The following is a 21,267-nucleotide window of genomic DNA, read 5'->3' on the forward strand; positions in this document are numbered from 1 at the left end:
TTTACGTAATTTTGCCTTCCCTATCAAGATTTATACATAATGGGAGAATTCAAACTAACATCAAAATACAAGCCAACAGGCGATCAGCCTGAAGCTATACAGCAATTAACAGAAGGACTTAAGCGTGGCGACAAATCACAAGTTTTATTGGGAGTAACAGGATCTGGTAAAACTTTTACTGTAGCTAACGTAATTGCAAATTTAAAAAAGCCGACTCTTGTTCTTAGCCATAATAAGACCTTGGCTGCACAATTGTACGATGAGATGAAAGGTTTCTTTCCTGAAAATGCTGTAGAGTATTATGTATCTTATTATGATTATTATCAGCCGGAGGCTTATTTGCCATCGTCTGACACTTATATAGAAAAGGATCTTGCTATCAATGAGGAGATTGACAAACTACGATTAAGGACTGTTTCTTCTTTGTTATCAGGAAGGAAAGACGTTGTTGTTGTATCCTCTGTTTCTTGTATTTATGGTATGGGAGGACCTTCATCAATGCAAGAAAATGTAATTACAATAAAAAAAGGCATGAAACTTGATCGTAACGAAATGTTACGTCGTCTAGTAAATGCATTATATGTGCGTAATGATATAGAACTATCGCGTGGAAATTTCCGTGTCAAGGGTGATACGGTAGACATATTCATGGCTTATAGTGACAATATATTGAGAGTTACTTTCTGGGATGATGAAATAGATGAGATATCTGAAGTTGACGCTGTTGACCTACATAGAATGGCTTCTTTTAAAGAATATCAGATATACCCTGCTAATCTATTTGTCACATCTAAAGAACAGACAGAATTCGCCATCAGAAAAATACAGGATGACCTTGTAGAACGAATAAATTATTTTAACGAGATAGGTGATACTATCAAAGCTCAAAGAATCAAGGAGCGCGTGGAATATGATATGGAGATGATCAAGGAACTGGGACATTGTTCTGGTATTGAAAATTATTCACGTTATTTTGATGGAAGGCAACCTGGACAACGCCCATATTGTCTGCTTGATTTTTTCCCTAAAGATTTTTTGATGGTTATCGACGAAAGTCATGTAAGTGTTCCACAAATTAATGCTATGTATGGTGGTGACAGGGCTAGAAAAACTAATCTGGTAGAATTCGGGTTCAGACTACCGGCTGCTTTTGACAACCGTCCTTTAAAGTTTGAAGAATTCGAATCAATAACGAATCAGGTAATATATGTTTCTGCAACACCGGCTGACTATGAATTAGCACAGTCTGAGGGTGTCGTTGTAGAACAGGTCATCCGCCCTACCGGATTACTTGATCCTGAAATAGAAATACGACCGTCTGAAAATCAAATTGATGATTTATTAGATGAAATACTTACTAGAAGTCATCGCAATGAAAGGGTTCTTATAACGACACTTACAAAGCGTATGGCAGAGGAGCTTACGGAGTATTTACTTAATCATAATGTTAAAACCAGTTATATACACAGTGATGTTGATACGTTAGACAGGGTGAAAATTTTGAATGGGTTACGTGCGGGTGAATATGATGTTCTTGTAGGTGTTAATCTATTAAGAGAAGGTCTTGACTTGCCGGAAGTTTCATTAGTTGCAATACTAGATGCAGACAAAGAGGGGTTCTTAAGAAGCAGACGGTCTTTAACACAAACAGCTGGACGTGCGGCGCGTAATGTCAATGGCAAGGTTATAATGTATGCAGACCGCATAACAAAGAGTATGCAGCAGACTATTGATGAGACAAGCCGACGACGTATTAAACAGATTAAATATAATGAAGAACATAATATAACTCCAACTCAAATTGTCAAAGATCTAAAAGGTAGCAGTTTAACATCATCTACAGTACCTGAAGGTATTGAAAAAGGTCAATATACGGGTCAAGCATATTATAGTGGACCATCTGAAGATGTAGCTTTTGCTGCCGATCCAATATTAATGAGAATGACAAGACCACAAATGGAAAAGAGTATTTCTGACACTACAAAACTGATGAAGCAGGCTGCCAAAAATATGGATTTCATTCAAGCGGCTCAGTATCGTGATGAAATAATAAGACTACAAAAAGAATTGGAATTAAAATAAGAGAAGACTTGTTTAAGTCAAAAAACATTAAATTACCAGCAATTATATAATTATTTTGTATTTTTGCCAATTAATAAATTTAAACCAAATATAAACATGAAAAGACTTTTTATTGTACTAATGGCTTGTATGCCACTATTATCTATGGCGCAGAATGTATGGGAAAGACCAAAAGTAGAGAAAAATACTGCGATGGCAAAAATAAATCCAGATCAAAAATATATACAAGAAGGGGCTATTCCTGAAATAGATGGGAAAGTCGTTTTTACAGATACAATATACGTAAACGGTAAATCTAAATTACAACTCTATAGTGCATTGCACAATTTTTTAGAAGATATGACAACAGAAGAAGGACAGTTTATTGGCAAAAGCAATGTAGTCATAACTGATTCTATAAAAGGTCTATTAGCTGCAAGATATTCAGAATGGCTCATATTCTCGGATAAATCACTTGCTCTTGACCGCACTCAGTTCAACTATCAAATTATAACAGAATGCAAAGATGGAATGGCTTTAATAACAATGAATAGAATTTCATATGATTATGAAATAGACAGAGGCGGCAACCATTACTCTGCAGAAGAATGGATTACAGATAAAAATGGTCTGAACAAGAGCAAGACGAAGCTTTCACGTATTAGTGGAAAATTCCGTCGGAAGACAATAGATAGAAAAGACTATCTGTTCAAAACCATAAAAGAGCTATTGACAGAAAAACAATAACATATTTTTATAATGGAAAAAGAAAAGGTAGATAAGATTGTAGAAGAGACTTTAGAACGGCCAATACACCATAGCAAAGAAGAAAATCCTAAACGCTATCTGGCCTTGAGAAATATTTTGAATATAATATTCATGATAGGTGCTTTAGTAGGTTTATTGATATATTTATTTAGCGACGAGTTTTCTGGAACTATTGTTATTATGGCTGCAATGGCTATAAAAATTATCGAATCCGTATTAAGAATAACCTACCGTTGATGCAGATGAAAAAGAAACTCATTTTATCTATAATATTAAGCACTAGTGCGGTGGCATGCATTAATGCGCAAAATTATAAACAAATGGATGAAAACGGCAACATTACAACACGTAATGAAAATGGTCGTAACAATAAGACAGATTCATTGGGCTCTGATAAAGAAATACCAAAGGGTTTGAAGGTCTGGAATATTGATAATAGATTCGGAGACAGGATTGAAGCTATACCAGATACGGTTTCGGATATGTATATGAACTCAATTTTCACGTCTGGACTAAGAGGTGAATATAATACGACGGGAAATCTCGGATCACCAAGAGTAAACCGTATTTTTACAGACAGGACTACAGGTAGCCAGTTCATATTTACAGATCCCTACGACTATTTCATAACGCCTGTAGATAAATTCCAGTTCACAAATACGTTATCACCGATAACAAATATATCTTATAACGACTGTGGAAATAAAACAAATGGAGAAGATCATTTCAAGGCCTTATTTGCTGTCAATTCAGGCAAAAAAATTGGTTTGGGATTTAAGTTTGACTACCTATACGGACGAGGGTTTTATTCGAATCAAAGTACCAGTCATTTTAACGGTTCTCTATATGCTTCATACATAGGAGACAGATATGATATGCATTTTTTATTTTCGTCAAATCATGAAAAGGTTTCAGAAAATGGTGGAATTACTGATGATAACTATATAACGCATCCGGAAAGTTTTAATGATAATTTTGGCGAAAATGAAATACCAACTGTTTTAGAAAAAAACTGGAATAGGAATGACAATCAACATATATTTCTTTCTCATAGATATAATATTGGATTCAACCGTAAGGTGAAAATGACAGATGAAGAGATAAAAGCTAAGAAATTTGCACTTGAATCTGCTAAAGAAAATAAAGCTAAGAAAGAAAAAGAAAAAGCAGAAAACGCCAAAAATCAAAATAATAAAGAAAACGAACAGGAAACGCCAAAGGTTTTAATTGGTAGGCCGGCAGATGCAAAAATCGTAGGTGATGAACCTTCTGACAGTGCTAAAAAAGTGAATGGCAGAATATCGGTAAATGGTAAATCACAATCAGATAGTCTCCTTGCAGCAGCAAAGAAGGCTGAACAGGATACTTCATGGCTAAAAAATGAGTATGTACCCGTTACTAGTTTTATACATACCCTTGATTTTAACAACTATTCACGCATATATGAAGCATATAATACTCCCAAAGACTATTATGCCAATACATATTATAAAGACGGTATTCTAAGTGGAGATTCTATTTATGATAATATAAAATTTTATTCAATAAAGAATACTTTTGCTATAGCATTACTTGAAGGATTTAATAAATATGCCAAAGCTGGATTAAAAGTCTTTGGTTCACATGAATATCGAAATATTTCAATGCCTGACAATACTGGAACAGGAACTACATCATGGGGTGAACATGATATCAGCGTTGGTGGACAACTTAGTAAAACTCAGGGCAATTTACTACATTATAATATTATGGCTGAAACATGGCTAGTCGGGAAAGATGCCGGACAGCTAAAGATTGATGGAAAAGCGGACTTGAATTTCAAAATCCTTAATGATACGGTGCAGTTAGCGGTAAAGGCTTATTTATACAGACTGAATCCAACATTTTTCTACAGACATTACCAGTCTAAACATTTATGGTGGGATAATGACGGACTTGATAAGGAAATACGTACTCATATTGAAGGGGACTTTTCTATTAAACGTACACGTACAAATCTCCGTATAGCTGTAGATAATATACAAAATTATACATATTTTGCTCAAGCGTATAATATAACAAGCTCTTTTGGTAGGACTGGTAATACTGTTTCTGTAAATCAAAGCAGTGAAAACATAAGTTTGTTGACCGCGCAATTAAGTCAAGACTTTACATTGGGACCGCTAAACTGGGAAAATCAGATTACTTATCAAAAGAGTACAAATTCTAATATATTACCGGTACCTGATGTGAATATCTATAGCAATCTTTACATTCGCTTTATGATATCACACGTACTTAAAGTTGACCTTGGTGGAGATGTAAGATATTTCACAAAATATTATGCACCAGACTATAGCCCAGTACTAGGACAATACTGCGTTCAGAATAGCAATGATAAGACAGAAGTTGGAAATTGTCCTATTGTTAATGTTTATGCCAATATGCATTTGAAGCATACTAGATTCTTTGTGATGATGAGTCATGTTACGGGAGGTAGTGATTACTTTTTCACACCACACTACCCTCTTAATGGAAGAGTTTTCCGCTTCGGTGTTTCATGGAATTTCTTCAACTAAAAAAATAAAAAACCTCTCAAGTTCTTGCTTGAGAGGTTTTTATTTAAGGCTATAATATTATAAATTACACAATACCTTGTGCCATCATAGCTTTGGCAACTTTCATGAAACCTGCTACATTTGCACCTTTAACATAGTTGATATAACCATCTGACTCTGTACCATATTTAACACAATTCTCGTGTATATTCATCATGATGTCTTCATGTAACATTTTGTCAACCTGCGCTGAAGACCAACTCAAGCGCTCAGAATTCTGACTCATCTCAAGACCTGATACAGATACACCTCCTGCATTAGCAGCCTTACCAGGAGCATACAGAATCTTTGCATTCTGAAATATTTTAATTGCCTCTGGAGTAGATGGCATGTTAGCTCCTTCACTCACAGCGAAAATCCCGTTAGCAACAAGAGTCTTTGCAGCATCACCATTAATTTCATTCTGAGTAGCAGAAGGTAACGCAATGTCAGCTTTCTCGCCCCATGGTCTAGCTCCTGATACATACTTAACACCAAATTTATCAGCATACTCCTTTATACGGCCACGTTCAATATTTTTCAGTTCCATAACAAAAGCTAGTTTCTCTGATGTAATTCCATTAGGATCATAAATATAACCATCAGAATCTGATAGTGTAACAACTTTAGCACCTAATTGTATGCATTTCTCGGTAGTATACTGTGCAACATTGCCTGAACCAGATACAAGTATGGTTTTGCCCTTAATATCTATATTACGGGTTTTAAGCATCTCACACAAGAAATAAACGTTACCATAACCAGTAGCTTCCGGACGTATAAGTGAACCTCCATATTCCAATCCTTTACCTGTGAGAATACCACTCCACTCATGCGTCAATTTTTTATACTGTCCGAAGAGATAACCTATCTCACGACCACCGACTCCTATGTCGCCAGCAGGAACATCAACATCCGGACCGATATGACGATATAGTTCGCTCATAAATGCTTGACAAAAACGCATAACTTCTGCATCACTCTTACCGCGCGGAGAAAAATCGGAACCACCCTTTGCACCACCCATAGGTAGCGTAGTGAGCGAATTCTTGAATGTCTGTTCAAAAGCTAAGAATTTTAAGATACCAAGATTAACTGATCTGTGAAAACGTAAACCTCCCTTATATGGACCTATAACATTGTTATGCTGAATGCGGTAACCCATATTGGTCTGTACATTACCTTTATCATCAACCCAAGATACTCGAAACTCAATAACACGGTCTGGTATACACAAACGTTCAATAAGATTTGCCTTATCAAACTCAGGATGTTTGTTATACTCCTCTTCAATTGTTACAAGCACTTGGCTTACTGCCTGGATGTACTCAGGCTCGTTTGGAAATCTCTGTTTGAGATTTTCAACTACTTTAGATGCATTCATAATTTTCTTTTTTGGTTGTTTAAATTTGTATTAAGTTTGCTATACTCTTAGTCATTAAAATCTATTTCTTTGCGACAAAGTTACATTTTTCAGACGAAATAAGCAACAAAAACAACTAATAATTGAGAATAAACTTTCTTTATGTTGTTTTTTAGCTATATTTATGAAATTACACAAAAAGTTTCATTCCGTAATATATATAATCTATTTTTCCACATTTAAACTTGAAACGATCAATAATTCTAATAATTTATCAGATATTAATTCTAGATAAAAATAAATTAGGCGGTAATGAATAAATCATTACCGCCTAATATAATATATAAGAATATTATCCTTCGATAGCTCCTTGAGCTGCTGCCAAACGTGCTATGGGTACACGGAAAGGAGAACAGCTTACATAATTCAAACCTACTCTATTACAGAATTTAACAGATGAAGGTTCACCACCATGCTCACCACAAATACCACAAGTAAGGTTCGGACGCGTTTTACGTCCTTTTTCAACGGCAATCTTTATCAACTCTCCTACTCCTTTTTGATCTAATACCTGGAAAGGATCTACATTAAGTATCTTTTTATCCAGATATACAGGTAAGAAACTTGCTATATCGTCACGACTATAACCATAAGTCATCTGAGTAAGATCATTAGTTCCAAAACTAAAGTATTCTGCATTCTTAGCAATATAATCAGCAGTAAGAGCTGCACGAGGTATTTCTATCATTGTACCTACACGGAATGGCAATTCAATACCTTCTTCTTTGAACAAATTAGCAGCAGTTTCGCGTATAACTTTTTCTTGAAGATCAAACTCATTTACTATACCAATAAGAGGGACCATTATTTCCGGATGAGGATCAAAACCTTCTTTCTTTAACTGTATGGCTGCGCTTAAAATGGCCATTGTCTGCATTTCCGTAATCTCTGGATATGTATTACCAAGACGGCATCCGCGGTGTCCTAACATCGGGTTGTGTTCACTCAAACTGTTTACACGCTGCTGTATTTTCTGGACACTAACTCCCATCTCTTTTGCCATTTCTTCTTGTCCCTTAAGATCATGAGGGACAAATTCATGTAAAGGTGGATCCAAAAGACGGATATTTACAGGAAAACCATCCATTGCTTTCAATATTCCGTAAAAGTCCTGCTTCTGATAAGGAAGTAGTTTACTTAATGCTTTCTTTCTGCCTTCTAATGTGTCAGAAAGAATCATCTCACGCATTGCTTTGATCTTCTCATTTTCAAAAAACATGTGTTCAGTACGACAGAGGCCTATACCAACAGCACCGAAATTACGTGCAACTTCTGCATCATGAGGAGTATCAGCATTAGTACGTACGACTAGACGAGTATACTTATCACATAATTTCATAAGTTCTGCAAAATCACCTGTAACCTCTGCTGGTTTTGTATTTACTTGCCCTAAATAGACTTCACCTGTACTTCCGTTAAGTGATATATAATCACCTTCCTTGAGAATCACACCGTCAATTTCAACTGAACGAACTTTATAGTCTACATTAATAGCTCCAGCTCCTGACACACAACATTTTCCCATTCCTCTTGCAACGACCGCCGCATGACTTGTCATACCTCCACGAGCGGTAAGAATACCTTCTGCTGCTGACATACCTGCAAGATCTTCAGGAGACGTCTCAATACGAACCATGATTACTTGATGCCCATCAGCATGCCATTTCTCTGCATCGTCAGCGAAAAAAACGATCTGTCCACATGCTGCACCTGGTGATGCCGGCAACCCGCGAGTAAGAACTTTGGCCTGCTTAAGTGCCGTCTTATCAAATACGGGGTGCAAAAGTTCATCTAATTTATTTGGTTCGCAACGCCCTAAAGCAGTTTTCTCATCTATCTGACCTTCATAAAGTAAATCCATCGCTATTTTTACCATAGCCGGTCCTGTTCGTTTACCATTACGAGTCTGCAAGAACCATAATTTTCCTTCTTGAACAGTGAATTCCATATCTTGCATATCATGATAATGCTTCTCTAGTTTTTCTTGTAAAGCATTTAATTGGCCAAATATTTCAGGCATAGCTTCTTCCATTGACGGATATTTGCTTGAACGTATGTCCTCATTAATATCTTGCTGTTTAGCCCAACGCAAAGAACCTTCTTTTGTTATCTGTTGCGGTGTACGAATTCCAGCAACAACATCTTCGCCCTGAGCATTAACAAGATACTCACCATTAAATATATTTTCACCAGTAGCAGCATCTCGACTGAAACAGACACCTGTGGCAGATGTATTGCCCATATTACCAAATACCATGGCCATGACACTTACAGCTGTACCCCACTCAGATGGAATACCTTCCATTTTACGGTAAAGTATAGCGCGATCATTCATCCAACTGTCAAAGACTGAACAAATAGCTCCCCAAAGTTGATCCATTGGATTATTAGGGAAGTCTTGACCGGTACGTTCTTTGATAGCTTTTTTGAATAACGAAACCAGTTGTTTCAATTCTTCAGTAGTCATTTCATTATCCAATTTAATGCCTCGCTGAGCTTTGACCTGTTGTATTATCTCTTCAAAGGGATCTATGTCTTCTTTATTTACAGGCTTTAATCCCATAACGACATCCCCATACATCTGAACAAAACGACGGTAACTATCGTATGCAAAACGCTCATTACCAGTTTTCTTAGCTAAACCAACAACAACGTCATCATTAAGACCTAAATTGAGAATAGTATCCATCATTCCAGGCATGGATGCACGGGCTCCAGAACGAACTGAAACAAGAAGAGGATTGGCAGAATCACCAAACTTACTATTCATTAATGTCTCTATATGCTTTACTGAACGCTCTACATCTTCTTTCAAAATAGCGACTACATCAGACTTGCCTTTCTCAAAATACTCATTGCAAACATCTGTCGTTATTGTAAAGCCTGGAGGTACAGGTACTCCGATAAGATTCATTTCAGCAAGATTTGCGCCCTTACCACCCAGCAGATTTCTCATATCCGCTTTACCTTCAGCTTTTCCGTTACCAAAGGTATAAACTCTTTTTTCTCTCATAATTTTGTTTATGTTTTTTCACTCGTTAAATTTAAAATACTTATAATATATGCAAATATAATACAGTTTTTTGTTATCAACAAGAAAAATGATGAAAAATTGCAATGTAGACCTTACATTTTGAGCTTTTACATAATTCACATACAACTGAAAACGAAACTCAATGCCATACCTGTAACAGGTAAACTATAAAATTATGTAATATATAGTAATGTAAATTATATAAATAAAAATATGCCTGTATAAAATATACAAATTGGCTAAAAAGCTCCAATACATAAACGATATTATTGATGGTACAATAAGTAGGTTAATTCTTTTTACCAATTATGTTATATATCATTTATTTTTTATACCTTTGCACCCACAAAATAAAGAAATGACACGAAAGAAGAAACAATTACCATTATTGGAAGATATAACAATAACAGATGTTGCTGCAGAAGGAAAGTCTCTTGCAAGAGTTGATGACATGGTTATATTTGTCCCTTTTACTGTTCCTGGTGACATAGTAGATATCCAAATAAGGAAAAAGAAGCATCACTATTGTGAAGCTGAAGTAGTAAGATTTAAATCTTATAGTGACATACGTGTAAAGCCAATGTGTGAACATTTTGGAATCTGTGGTGGTTGTAAATGGCAAAATTTACCTTATGAAGAACAGATAAAATTCAAACAAAAACAAGTATTCGACCAACTTACTAGAATAGGAAAGATTGAATTACCTGAATTTAATCCAATATTAGGTTCGGTTAAGACTAAAGAATATAGAAATAAACTAGAATTTGGATGTTCAAATAAGAGATGGCTCACTAAAGATCAAATTGAATCAGGTGAAAAGTTCGATAACATGAATGCAGTAGGTTTCCATATCACAGGGGCCTTTGACAAAATTCTACCTATAGAAAAATGTTGGTTGATGGATGGACTGCATAATGAAATCAGGAATGCGATACGTGATTATGCATTAAATAATAAAATATCTTTCTTTGACCTTAGAGAACAAAAAGGTCTCCTGAGGGATATAATTATACGAAACTCGAACACTAACGAATGGATGGTAATTATCCAATTCCATTACGAGGAACAAGCTGATGAAGAAAAAGCAAAAGGATTACTTCAATATATTGCTGATAACTTTAAGCAAATCACTTCATTGATGTATGTTAACAATCAAAAAGGTAATGACACTATTGGGGACTTGGAAATAAAAACCTTTAAAGGTAATGACTATATTTTTGAGGAAATGGAAAACCTTAAATTTAAAGTTGGTCCAAAAAGTTTTTACCAAACCAATACTGAACAAGCTTATCACTTATACAAAGTTGCAAGAGACTTTGCAAAATTGAATCAAGACGAAACTGTGTATGACTTGTATACAGGGACAGGAACAATTGCAAACTTTGTTGCTGGAAAAGCTAAACGGGTTATCGGCATTGAATATGTACCAGAAGCAATAGAAGACGCAAAGGTAAATTCATCAATCAATGATATAAAAAACACATTATTTTATGCAGGTGACATGAAAGATATACTTACAGATGATTTCATATTAGAGCATGGTAAACCAGATGTAATTATAACGGATCCACCAAGAGCAGGAATGCATCCTGATGTAATAAAGACTATAATGAGGGCTGCACCAAAAAGAATAGTATATGTAAGTTGTAACCCAGCAACACAAGCAAGAGATTTAGCAGACCTAGACTGCATGTATAAAGTAACAGCAGTACAGCCTGTTGATATGTTTCCACATACGCCTCATGTAGAAAATGTTGTACAACTAGAAAGAAAAGAAACAACAGAAGCATAAAAATGAAAAAATTATTTATTACTGCAGTAATATTATCATCTGCAGTACTTGTAAAAGCCCAAACGGGATTAAGTAAAGACTGGTTTCAAAATGTAAACCTTAGTGGATATGTTATTAGTGAATATCAATACAGCGGTCAAGATGGAATAACACCGCATGATAAATTTAGCCTTAGACTAGTAAGGCTATCTTTAGATGGGAAAATCGCTAAGCAGTTCTACTTCAAAATTCAAACACAACTTAACGGAACACCAGGAAGCGCTAGCGGGCCACGTATTGTTGATGCTTTTCTAGAATGGCAAAAGTACGATTTCGCAAAAATTAAAGTAGGTCAATTCAAGCGTGCATTCACTTTTGAAAACCCTATTGCACCAATAGAACAGGGATTTATTGGTTATTCAACTCCAATTTCAAAATTCGCCGGATTCGAAGATAGAAACAATGAGCATTCTTCCAATGGTCGTGATGTCGGAATACAGCTGCAAGGTGATTTTCTTAAGAATTCGTGTGGAAGGAATCTTTTACATTATCAGGTTGCAGTATATAACGGTCAAGGAACAAATACGACTGATATAGACAACAAAAAAGATCTTATTGGAGGTTTTTGGATAATGCCTATAAAAGGTTTGAGATTAGGAACATTTGGATGGTCTGGAACTTATGCAAGAAAAGATGCAATAACAAAATCAATAACGAGTCTTGACCGTAACAGATATGCTTTTAGCGGTGAATATATAAAAAACGACTGGACTTTCAGATCTGAATACATACATAGCGAGGGTAAAGCTTTTAAAGAAGAGAGTGAATCTAATACTAATATAAATGAGGCACTTGGTGACCAAGCTGATGGATGGTACATGTCTGCTATCGCACCTATTCAAAAAGATATATGTCACGTTAAAGCAAGATATAGCTGTTATAGACCAGACAATACATGGGCAAATAGCAACAATCAATATGAGGTAGGTGTAGATTATATATTCTATAAAAAGGTTAAAGCTCAACTAGATTACGTGAGAGTGAATGACCGTTCTCTTGCCAAACCTAATTACAATATGATAGACTGCCAAGTTTCTGTCAGCTTCTAAAATAAAAAAAATTGATAAAAGACGGTATATTTTTTGGATATACCGTCTTTTATATATAAATTTGCGCAATCAACTTTAAACTAACATAATTATGAATGGGAATCGTAATCAACCAAGTCAGCATCACAAAGATGGCGCGACAGAATTTAAGTACAAAAGTCTTAACTCTATTAAAAGGAAAAAACTTATAAGTAAATGGCTTTTGTTTTTTATGATTATCACGACAGTGTTATTAATTGTAATATGTATTGTTGCGTATGTAATCCAATAATTATTTATTAGATACTCTAAACCAATCAACATCTAAATATCCTCTATTAGATTTGCTGTAAGGTTCTTCTGAGACTAAGCCCATCTTGGCACCTATCCATTTTCCTTCTTTGATAGAAAACTCCTCACCTACCATTAAAAACTTTTTTCCATCACGACTATAAAAAAAATGTAGTTTACCTGCATCGACAGACATTCTTAAATATACATCTTCGTATATTGCAGGTTGATATTGCAGAGGATCTCTCTCTGTAGGTTGCAACGTAGCTAACACATTGACTTTTTCATCTTTACCTTTATCGGCGCCATGACATGTAATCTGTACCAGTTGGAATACGTCATTTAATCTTTTCAGAACTAAAGCACTATAATCCATACCCATCATTATAATACCTCCATATTGATTTTCAGCCTTTGAAGCAAATCTAATTTTGGTAGTAACGGTAAATTTATCTGCGGGCGTTTTCTGCAACAATAAATTTGGAGCTTCCCAAAGATTAATAAATTTGTCACTCAACTTATTGGTATAAAGTCTGTAATAGCCATAACACGTTGGTTGACCAAAATTCTGTTGATAATTAGCTTGCCATTGCCATTGCTTACCTAAAACAGGAGTATTAAATTCATCAGATTCAGTTGGATTCATAACTGGATATGACTTACCTACATTAGGTTTTTTATATTTTCTGACAGGTTCTCCACAAGAATCACCATTTTTATCAATGCCAATAACAGGCCAGTTTTCTTTCCATTTAACAGGTTCTAATAGTACCACACGCCCATAAGCACCTTTATCTTGAAAATGCAAAAACCAATCTTCACCCTGCAAAGTATGAATCCATGCGCCCTGATGAGGACCATTTATATCACTTTTCCCTTGAGCCATTACAATTTTTGATTCATATGGTCCAAATGGACTCTTCGAACGCATTGCTAATTGCCAACCTGTAGCAACTCCTCCTGCCGGGCACATAATCCAATACCACCCATCGCGCTTATAAAATTTTGGGCCTTCTGTGGTATGATTAGCATTACCACCATCAAAAACGATAACAGGATTGCTTATTGCACATGTACCATCAGATGATAACTCACGAACACTTAAGACACTGTTGAATCCAATTCTGCTTCCAGCCCAACCATTGACAAGATAACATCTACCATCATCATCCCATAATGGAGTCGTATCTATCATGCCCTTACCTGGAATAACACAAACAGGTTTGCTCCAATCACCTGCAGGGTCTTTCGTCTTTACCATAAAAACGCCATAGTCAGGGTCACCCCAATAAATATAATACTCACCATTATGATAACGTATACTTGGAGCCCATACACCATTACCATGTTGTGTTTTGTTAAAGACATACTCAGGAGTAAGCTGTTTTATAGCATGACCTATTATTTCCCAATTCACAAGATCCTTAGAATGAAGAATAGGCAAACCAGGTATACAATTGAAAGAACTTGAAGTAAGATAAAAATCAGAACCAGAAGCTCCTACGCAAGCATCTGGATCACTGTAATCTGCATTAATAACCGGATTGGTGTAAGTACCATCGCCATTGTCAGGCGACCATACTTCAGAACGGTACTGTGAATATGAAACTAATGGTACCGCAACAAGCACCAAGAATATACTTTTCATCATAGCTTGTTAATTTTTAGTTTGTAATTTTTATTGTAGTTTATTCTCATCAAAGCTTGTTTCTCATTGTCATCAGGGCTAATTGCAAGAGCAACATGTCCCATCGTACGCCTTAGATTAATTTCGACACATGGATCTAATAAAAATTTTGAACTTTCTCTATCTGCTACTACCATCATATCTACGCCAAATGGACCTTTGTATACATTTTTGAGCTCATCCCCCATCATATTGCATATTCTAAATTTAATCTCATCAGTAACTTCTTTTGGGATGTATTCTGCGAGCATCTGTTCTTTTAACTCATCGGTAGCCAATAAATTACCCGAGTATGCGCCTTTTGTTGTATCAAAAAAAGACAATCCGCGATAAGAAACTTCCCCAAGACCATTAGAATAAAATTCCATAGCGAAATCTTTAACCTTATTATAATATGTCTCAACTATTATGCCTCCTTGTAAATTCAATAAATTATTACACCAACCCCTGAGAGGAACATCAAGACTATCGTTCACAAATCTAATACCACGGCCACTGCTACTCCATGGAGCTTTAAGGACTACACTTCCTTCCATTAATGATATAGCCATAATCTCTTCTACAGTAGTACAATAATTAATATTGCCACATGTAATGTCTTCCAATCCATCACGCAAATTAGCCATAAGAAGAATCGTTTCAACCCTATTAGACAAATCCCTTATTCTCTTTAGCGTTAAATCGTCCGGCATAGAATAATCACCAAAGCCATAAGAAGTCAATTGATGACAGATTGCTTTATCCCATCCCCATGGTTGTATTTCTGTAAATTTGAGGACATTAAGTTCTTCTTTAGTAATAAAAATAACCATAGGTTTCTTATGTAGGAACTTTATGGCATTTTTTTGAGCCGATTCAACATCATCTACCAATACAGCATCACCATCATCAGCCCACAAAACGGGCATATATGCAAGATCTCTACGAAGTTGTCTTACTAAGTGCGGGGCTGTGATATTGGGATCATTGTAAGCAAGTGCAATATCATGCTCTGGGTTAAAAATATGTAGTTTCACTTATTTTTTATTATTTATTCTATTTTTGGTGCAAAAATAATAAAAAAAAACGAGATTTTGCCACCTACACTTTGCAAATTAAGAAATATATACTATATTTGCACCTCGAAAACAAATTAAACTATATATGGAGGCTTTTTTTCGTACTCACGCTTACTTAGTAGAGCACACCAATGCTCAAGTACGTCGCGGACTTATGGACGAGATTGACTGGAACGACCGAATGATAGGTATCAAAGGGACGCGTGGTGTTGGTAAAACGACCTTCCTACTGCAATATGCCAAGGAACATTTTGATGTATATGACCGTCAATGCCTATATGTCAATATGAACAACTTTTATTTCCAAGGAAGAGGCATAGATGATTTTGCAGGTGAATTCTATCACAATGGTGGCAGGGTACTTCTTATTGATCAGGTTTTTAAACAGCCAAATTGGAGTAGCGAACTTCGTAGATGTTATGACCAATATCCTAATTTGAAAATAATATTTACAGGATCCAGTGTAATGAGACTTAAAGAAGAGAACCCAGAGCTTAATGGTATAGTTAAAAGTTATAATCTTAGAGGATTTTCGTTTAGAGAATATCTTAATTTACAAACAAATAATAACTTTAGAGCATATTCTCTTGATGAAATAATATCCAATCACGAACACATTATCAAGGATATTCTGCCAAATGCACGGCCTTCAAAATACTTTAAAGATTATATTCATCATGGTTTTTATCCTTTTTTTCTTGAGAACAGGAACTTCTCAGAGAATCTTCTTAAGACCATGAATATGACAACGGAGGTTGATATCTTGCTTATCAAACAGATAGAACTAAAGTATCTGACAAAGATAAAGAAACTATTTTACCAGATATCAGTTGACGGACCTCATGCACCTAATATTAGCGAGTTAGCTCAACAAATTGAGACAAGCCGAGCAACTGTTATGAACTATATAAAGTATCTTGCAGACGCCAGACTAATCAATATCATTTATCCGGTAGGACAAACATTTCCCAAAAAGCCTTCTAAAGTAATGATGCACAACACAAACTTAATGTATGTCATATATCCTATTCATGTTGAAAAGCAAGAACTGATGGAAACTTTTTTTGTCAATACCATGTGGAAAGATCACCTAGTGAATCAAGGAGGAAAGGAAAGTTATTATATAATAGACGGCAACAAAAAATTTCGTATTTGCGATGCCGAGAAGAACAGTAAAATACGCGTCAATCCAGATACTATATATGCCCGATACAATACAGAGATAGGTCATGATAATATGATACCTTTGTGGCTATTGGGATTCTTGTATTAAATTAAAATAATAAGTTATTCATTAATATTATCAAGTAAAATGAAAGAAAAAAAGTTTATCACTTGTGATGGTAATGAAGCTGCTGCACACATAAGCTATATGTTTAGTGAGGTAGCAGCTATCTACCCTATCACTCCGTCATCTCCGATGGCAGAGCATGTTGACGAGTGGGCCGCTCGTGGCCGTAAAAACCTTTGGGGACAGACGGTTTCTGTTCAGGAAATGCAATCAGAAGGCGGTGCTGCCGGTGCACTTCATGGTTCTTTACAGGCTGGTGCTTTAACTACGACATTTACAGCTTCACAGGGTCTTCTACTTATGATACCTAATATGTATAAGATTGCCGGTGAATTGCTTCCTTGTGTATTCGATGTATCTGCTCGTACACTAGCTTCTCACTCTCTATGTATTTTCGGTGATCATCAGGATGTTATGGCTTGCCGCCAAACTGGTTTTGCCATGTTATGCGAGGGATCTGTACAGGAAGTTATGGATATGTCTGCCGTAGCTCATCTTGCTACGCTTAAGACTTGTGTTCCTTTTATTAACTTCTTCGATGGTTTCCGTACATCACACGAATATCATAAGATAGAAAGTCTTGATGATGAAGATATTAGACCATTAGTAGATGAGTCTTACATTAAGGCTTTCCGCGATCGCGCTTTGACACCAGAGCGTCCTTTGACTCGTGGTACTGCAGAAAATCCAGAGACTTTCTTTACACACCGTGAAGCTTCCAACAAATATTATGACAAGGTTCCAGAAGTAGTTGAAGAATATCTAGGTAAAATAAGTGAGATAACAGGTCGTGAGTATCACTTGTTCTCATATTATGGAGCTAAAGACGCAGACCGTATGATCATTCTTATGGGTTCTGCAACAGAAGCTGCTCGTGAAGCTATTGATTACTTAAATGCAAACGGAGAAAAGGTTGGTATGATTTCAGTACACCTATATCGTCCATTCTCAGTAAAACATTTATTAGCATCTGTTCCTGCTTCTGTAAAGAAGATCGCCGTTCTTGACCGTACAAAAGAACCAGGAGCCGAAGGTGAGCCTCTTTATCTGGATGTTAAGAGCGCTTACTATGACGTTGAAGACAGACCATTGATCGTTGGCGGTCGTTATGGTCTTGGCTCTCATGACACAACTCCTGCACAGATAATTTCAGTATTCAATAATTTGAATCTGAATATGCCTAAAAATCACTTTACATTAGGAATAGTTGATGATGTTACATTCACATCACTTCCACTTGTTGAGGAGATGGCTCTTGGTGGAGAAGGAATGTTTGAGGCTAAATTCTTCGGACTAGGTGCAGATGGTACTGTAGGTGCAAACAAAAACTCTGTTAAGATTATTGGTGACAACACTAATAAACACTGTCAGGCTTATTTCTCTTATGACTCTAAAAAGTCAGGAGGTTTCACATGTTCACACTTACGTTTTGGTGATAAACCAATACGTAGCACATATTTGGTTAACACACCTAATTTCGTTGCTTGTCATGTTCAGGCTTACCTGCACATGTATGATGTGACACGTGGACTACAGAAGAACGGAACGTTCTTGTTGAATACTATATTTGATGGTGAAGAACTTATCAACTTTATTCCAAATAAAGTGAAACGTTATTTCGCTCAAAATGACATTACAGTATACATAATTAATGCGACAAAGATTGCACAAGAGATTGGTCTTGGCAACCGTACAAATACAATTCTACAGAGTGCTTTCTTCCGTATTACAGGAGTAATCCCAGTAGACTTAGCTGTTGAGCAGATGAAGAAATTCATCGTAAAGAGCTACGGTAAGAAGGGACAAGATGTCATTGACAAGAACTATGCAGCAGTAGACCGTGGTGGTGAATACAAACAACTAACTGTTGATAAAGCATGGGCTAATCTAAAGGATGAAAATGACATCGAAGATGATGCACCTGCATTTATTAAAGAACTTGTTCGTCCAATCAATGGTCAAGCAGGTGATTTATTAAAAGTATCTGATTTCATTAATCATGGTACTGTAGACGGTTCATGGGAAACAGGAACATCAGCATTTGAGAAACGTGGCGTTGAAGCTTTCGTTCCGAAATGGGATGCAGAAAACTGTATACAGTGTAACAAATGTGCATACGTTTGCCCTCACGCAGCTATCCGCCCATTTGTTCTCGATGATGAAGAATTAAAGGGATTTGATTCAACAACAATTGAGATGAAGGCTCCTGCAGCAATGAAGGGTATGCATTTTGCTATCCAAGTAAGTGTAATGGATTGTCTTGGTTGTAGCAATTGTGCGAATGTCTGTCCTGGTAATCCTAAGAAGGGCAAAGCTCTTACTATGGTTCCTTTTGCTGGAGATGAAGAACAAGCAGCTCGTTGGACATATCTTACAAAGAACGTTAAGAGCAAACAACATCTAGTTGACATAAAGTCTAATGTTAAGAATTCTCAGTTTGCTCAACCTCTATTCGAGTTCTCTGGAGCTTGTGCAGGTTGCGGTGAGACTCCTTATGTTAAACTTATCAGTCAGTTGTATGGTGATCGTGAAATGATTGCTAATGCTACAGGCTGTTCATCAATATATTCTGCATCAATCCCTTCATCACCATATTGCAAGAATGATAAAGGACAAGGACCTGCATTCGACAACTCATTGTTCGAGGATTTCTGCGAATTTGGTATGGGTATGGTTCTTGGAAACAAGAAGATGAAAGAACGTGTCACATTGTTGCTCAACGAAGTTATTGCAAAAGAAGGCACACCTGCAGAATTCAAAGAAGCTGCAACAGAATGGATTAACGGCAGTGAAGACGCTGAAGCATCTAAAACAGCAGCAGAAAAACTAGTTCCGATGATTGAAGCAGGAGTTAAAAACGGATGTCCAATCTGTACAGAACTTAAAACCCTTGATCATTATCTCGTTAAGAGAAGTCAATGGATTATCGGTGGTGATGGTGCTTCTTATGATATTGGTTATGGTGGTCTTGACCACGTAATAGCAAGTGGAGAGGACGTTAATATATTGGTACTTGACACAGAAGTATATTCTAATACTGGCGGCCAGTCTTCTAAGTCAACTCCTCTTGGTGCAATAGCACAGTTTGCTGCACAAGGAAAGAGAATCCGCAAAAAAGATCTAGGCCTGATGGCAACCACTTATGGTTACGTATATGTTGCACAAATAGCAATGGGCGCAGATAACGCTCAATGCCTAAAAGCTATCCGTGAGGCTGAAGCATACAAAGGACCATCAATAGTAATAGCTTACGCTCCTTGTATCAACCACGGTCTTAAGATTAAAGGCGGCATGGGTATGAGCCAAGAAGAAGAAGCTCGCGCTGTAGCTTGTGGATACTGGCACCTATGGCGATTCAATCCAGAATTGGCAGAGAAAGGCGAAAATCCATTCGTACTTGACTCTAAAGAACCGGATTGGAGCAAATTCCAAGACTTCTTATTAGGTGAGGTACGCTACTTATCTGTAAAGAAGGCGTATCCAAATGAAGCTGAAGAATTATTCGCAGAAGCTGAAAAAATGGCTAAGAAACGTTATCAAAGCTACGTTCGTCAGACAAAGATGGACTGGAGTGAGGAATAAATTACAACTAATATAAAAAAGAGCTGTATCTATTATGGATACAGCTCTTTTTACTTAATAAACATATAGATGTTATAAATCACTATAAATCAAAGAAATATCCCTATTTATTTGATTTTTTAAAAAAAAAGAGCTGATAAATTTTTATTTCCCATTTAAAACGTGTAACTTTGCACCTCAGAATAAACAATAGTACGAATTACAAATAAAAGAAGATGACAAAAGCTGAAATTATTGACAAGATTTTCAACGAAACTGGTCTACAGAAGAAAGATGTAACTACTGTAGTAGAAGCATTTATGGATACAGTACGCGACAGCTTAACAAATAAAGACAACGTATATTTAAGAGGATTTGGAACTTTTGCTATTAAGCACAGAGCTCCTAAAACAGCCCGTAATATTTTGAAGGATACGACAATACTAGTTGAAGCCAGAGATGTACCTTCTTTCAAGCCATCAAAATCTTTTATTGAGAAAATAAACGAATAATTTATAACATATATTTAACAATTTAATAGTAGAAAGCTATGCCAAGCGGAAAGAAGAAAAAGGGTCACAAGATGGCTACTCACAAGCGTAAAAAAAGATTAAGAAAGAACAGACATAAGAGCAAATAATTTGCTCGTCAGTCTATT

General features: G+C 36.2%; 13 protein-coding genes. 9 read left to right on the forward strand and 4 right to left on the reverse strand.

Annotated features, from left to right (window positions below; all coding sequences use genetic code 11):
* Positions 1-39 precede the first annotated feature (39 nt).
* The 4 genes from uvrB (at position 40) to XYLOR_RS04640 (ending at position 5,387) form a co-directional block, all read left to right on the forward strand.
* On the forward strand, positions 40-2,082 hold the full coding sequence (gene uvrB, locus XYLOR_RS04625) for an excinuclease ABC subunit UvrB (protein WP_036877390.1): 2,043 nt from the start codon (positions 40-42) through the stop codon (positions 2,080-2,082).
* 96 nt (positions 2,083-2,178) lie between these two features.
* Positions 2,179-2,808: a DUF4468 domain-containing protein gene (locus tag XYLOR_RS04630; RefSeq protein WP_036877393.1), complete on the forward strand. Its 630-nt coding sequence runs from the start codon at positions 2,179-2,181 to the stop codon at positions 2,806-2,808.
* A gap of 12 nt (positions 2,809-2,820) precedes the next feature.
* A complete protein-coding gene (locus tag XYLOR_RS04635; protein ID WP_245601946.1) occupies positions 2,821-3,066 on the forward strand; it encodes a hypothetical protein in 246 nt (81 codons plus the stop codon).
* A 5-nt stretch (positions 3,067-3,071) separates the two neighbouring features.
* Positions 3,072-5,387, forward strand: coding sequence for a putative porin (locus XYLOR_RS04640; RefSeq protein ID WP_036880705.1), 2,316 nt, complete (start codon positions 3,072-3,074; stop codon positions 5,385-5,387).
* Between the two features lie 64 nt (positions 5,388-5,451).
* Here XYLOR_RS04640 and XYLOR_RS04645 read toward each other — a convergent pair whose 3' ends face one another.
* Both XYLOR_RS04645 and ppdK read right to left on the reverse strand, forming a co-directional pair.
* The gene (locus tag XYLOR_RS04645) at positions 5,452-6,789 is read right to left on the reverse strand and encodes an NADP-specific glutamate dehydrogenase (protein ID WP_036877396.1); all 1,338 of its coding nucleotides are present in this window, start codon (positions 6,787-6,789) and stop codon (positions 5,452-5,454) included.
* Between the two features lie 331 nt (positions 6,790-7,120).
* Complete coding sequence (gene ppdK, locus XYLOR_RS04650; RefSeq protein ID WP_036877398.1) at positions 7,121-9,841, reverse strand: pyruvate, phosphate dikinase; 2,721 nt, start codon at positions 9,839-9,841, stop codon at positions 7,121-7,123.
* A gap of 379 nt (positions 9,842-10,220) precedes the next feature.
* Here ppdK and rlmD point away from each other — a divergent pair, with 379 nt between their 5' ends.
* Entirely contained in the window at positions 10,221-11,654 is a 1,434-nt protein-coding gene (gene rlmD, locus XYLOR_RS04655; RefSeq protein ID WP_036877402.1) for a 23S rRNA (uracil(1939)-C(5))-methyltransferase RlmD, read from the forward strand.
* Positions 11,655-11,656: 2 nt separating this feature from the next.
* A complete protein-coding gene (locus XYLOR_RS04660; RefSeq protein WP_036877405.1) occupies positions 11,657-12,742 on the forward strand; it encodes a porin in 1,086 nt (361 codons plus the stop codon).
* 271 nt (positions 12,743-13,013) lie between these two features.
* Here XYLOR_RS04660 and XYLOR_RS04670 read toward each other — a convergent pair whose 3' ends face one another.
* Together XYLOR_RS04670 and XYLOR_RS04675 are read right to left on the reverse strand one after the other, a co-directional pair.
* Positions 13,014-14,663, reverse strand: coding sequence for a glycoside hydrolase family 43 protein (locus XYLOR_RS04670; RefSeq protein WP_036877410.1), 1,650 nt, complete (start codon positions 14,661-14,663; stop codon positions 13,014-13,016).
* A complete protein-coding gene (locus tag XYLOR_RS04675; protein ID WP_036877412.1) occupies positions 14,660-15,715 on the reverse strand; it encodes a hypothetical protein in 1,056 nt (351 codons plus the stop codon). The genes XYLOR_RS04670 and XYLOR_RS04675 overlap by 4 nt, the downstream gene beginning before the upstream one ends.
* A 127-nt stretch (positions 15,716-15,842) precedes the next feature.
* Here XYLOR_RS04675 and XYLOR_RS04680 point away from each other — a divergent pair, with 127 nt between their 5' ends.
* The 3 genes from XYLOR_RS04680 (at position 15,843) to XYLOR_RS04690 (ending at position 21,121) form a co-directional block, all read left to right on the forward strand.
* Complete coding sequence (locus XYLOR_RS04680; RefSeq protein ID WP_036877415.1) at positions 15,843-17,030, forward strand: ATP-binding protein; 1,188 nt, start codon at positions 15,843-15,845, stop codon at positions 17,028-17,030.
* A gap of 39 nt (positions 17,031-17,069) precedes the next feature.
* Positions 17,070-20,630: a pyruvate:ferredoxin (flavodoxin) oxidoreductase gene (gene nifJ, locus XYLOR_RS04685; protein ID WP_036877418.1), complete on the forward strand. Its 3,561-nt coding sequence runs from the start codon at positions 17,070-17,072 to the stop codon at positions 20,628-20,630.
* A 215-nt stretch (positions 20,631-20,845) separates the two neighbouring features.
* Complete coding sequence (locus XYLOR_RS04690) at positions 20,846-21,121, forward strand: HU family DNA-binding protein (RefSeq protein WP_036877421.1); 276 nt, start codon at positions 20,846-20,848, stop codon at positions 21,119-21,121.
* The last annotated feature ends 146 nt before the right edge of the window (positions 21,122-21,267 follow it).

Origin of the sequence: Xylanibacter oryzae DSM 17970 (genome assembly GCF_000585355.1) — a bacterium.
Lineage (GTDB): Bacteria > Bacteroidota > Bacteroidia > Bacteroidales > Bacteroidaceae > Prevotella > Prevotella oryzae.

Excerpts from the sequence above, each read along its gene's own strand:
- XYLOR_RS04670 (WP_036877410.1), bottom strand. The coding sequence starts at position 14,663 with ATGATGAAAAGTATATTCTTGGTGCTTGTTGCGGTACCATTAGTTTCA.
- XYLOR_RS04680 (WP_036877415.1), top strand. The coding sequence starts at position 15,843 with ATGGAGGCTTTTTTTCGTACTCACGCTTACTTAGTAGAGCACACCAAT.
- uvrB (WP_036877390.1), top strand. The coding sequence starts at position 40 with ATGGGAGAATTCAAACTAACATCAAAATACAAGCCAACAGGCGATCAG.
- XYLOR_RS04660 (WP_036877405.1), top strand. The coding sequence starts at position 11,657 with ATGAAAAAATTATTTATTACTGCAGTAATATTATCATCTGCAGTACTT.
- XYLOR_RS04635 (WP_245601946.1), top strand. The coding sequence starts at position 2,821 with ATGGAAAAAGAAAAGGTAGATAAGATTGTAGAAGAGACTTTAGAACGG.
- rlmD (WP_036877402.1), top strand. The coding sequence starts at position 10,221 with ATGACACGAAAGAAGAAACAATTACCATTATTGGAAGATATAACAATA.
- XYLOR_RS04630 (WP_036877393.1), top strand. The coding sequence starts at position 2,179 with ATGAAAAGACTTTTTATTGTACTAATGGCTTGTATGCCACTATTATCT.
- nifJ (WP_036877418.1), top strand. The coding sequence starts at position 17,070 with ATGAAAGAAAAAAAGTTTATCACTTGTGATGGTAATGAAGCTGCTGCA.
- XYLOR_RS04645 (WP_036877396.1), bottom strand. The coding sequence starts at position 6,789 with ATGAATGCATCTAAAGTAGTTGAAAATCTCAAACAGAGATTTCCAAAC.
- ppdK (WP_036877398.1), bottom strand. The coding sequence starts at position 9,841 with ATGAGAGAAAAAAGAGTTTATACCTTTGGTAACGGAAAAGCTGAAGGT.
- XYLOR_RS04690 (WP_036877421.1), top strand. The coding sequence starts at position 20,846 with ATGACAAAAGCTGAAATTATTGACAAGATTTTCAACGAAACTGGTCTA.
- XYLOR_RS04640 (WP_036880705.1), top strand. The coding sequence starts at position 3,072 with ATGAAAAAGAAACTCATTTTATCTATAATATTAAGCACTAGTGCGGTG.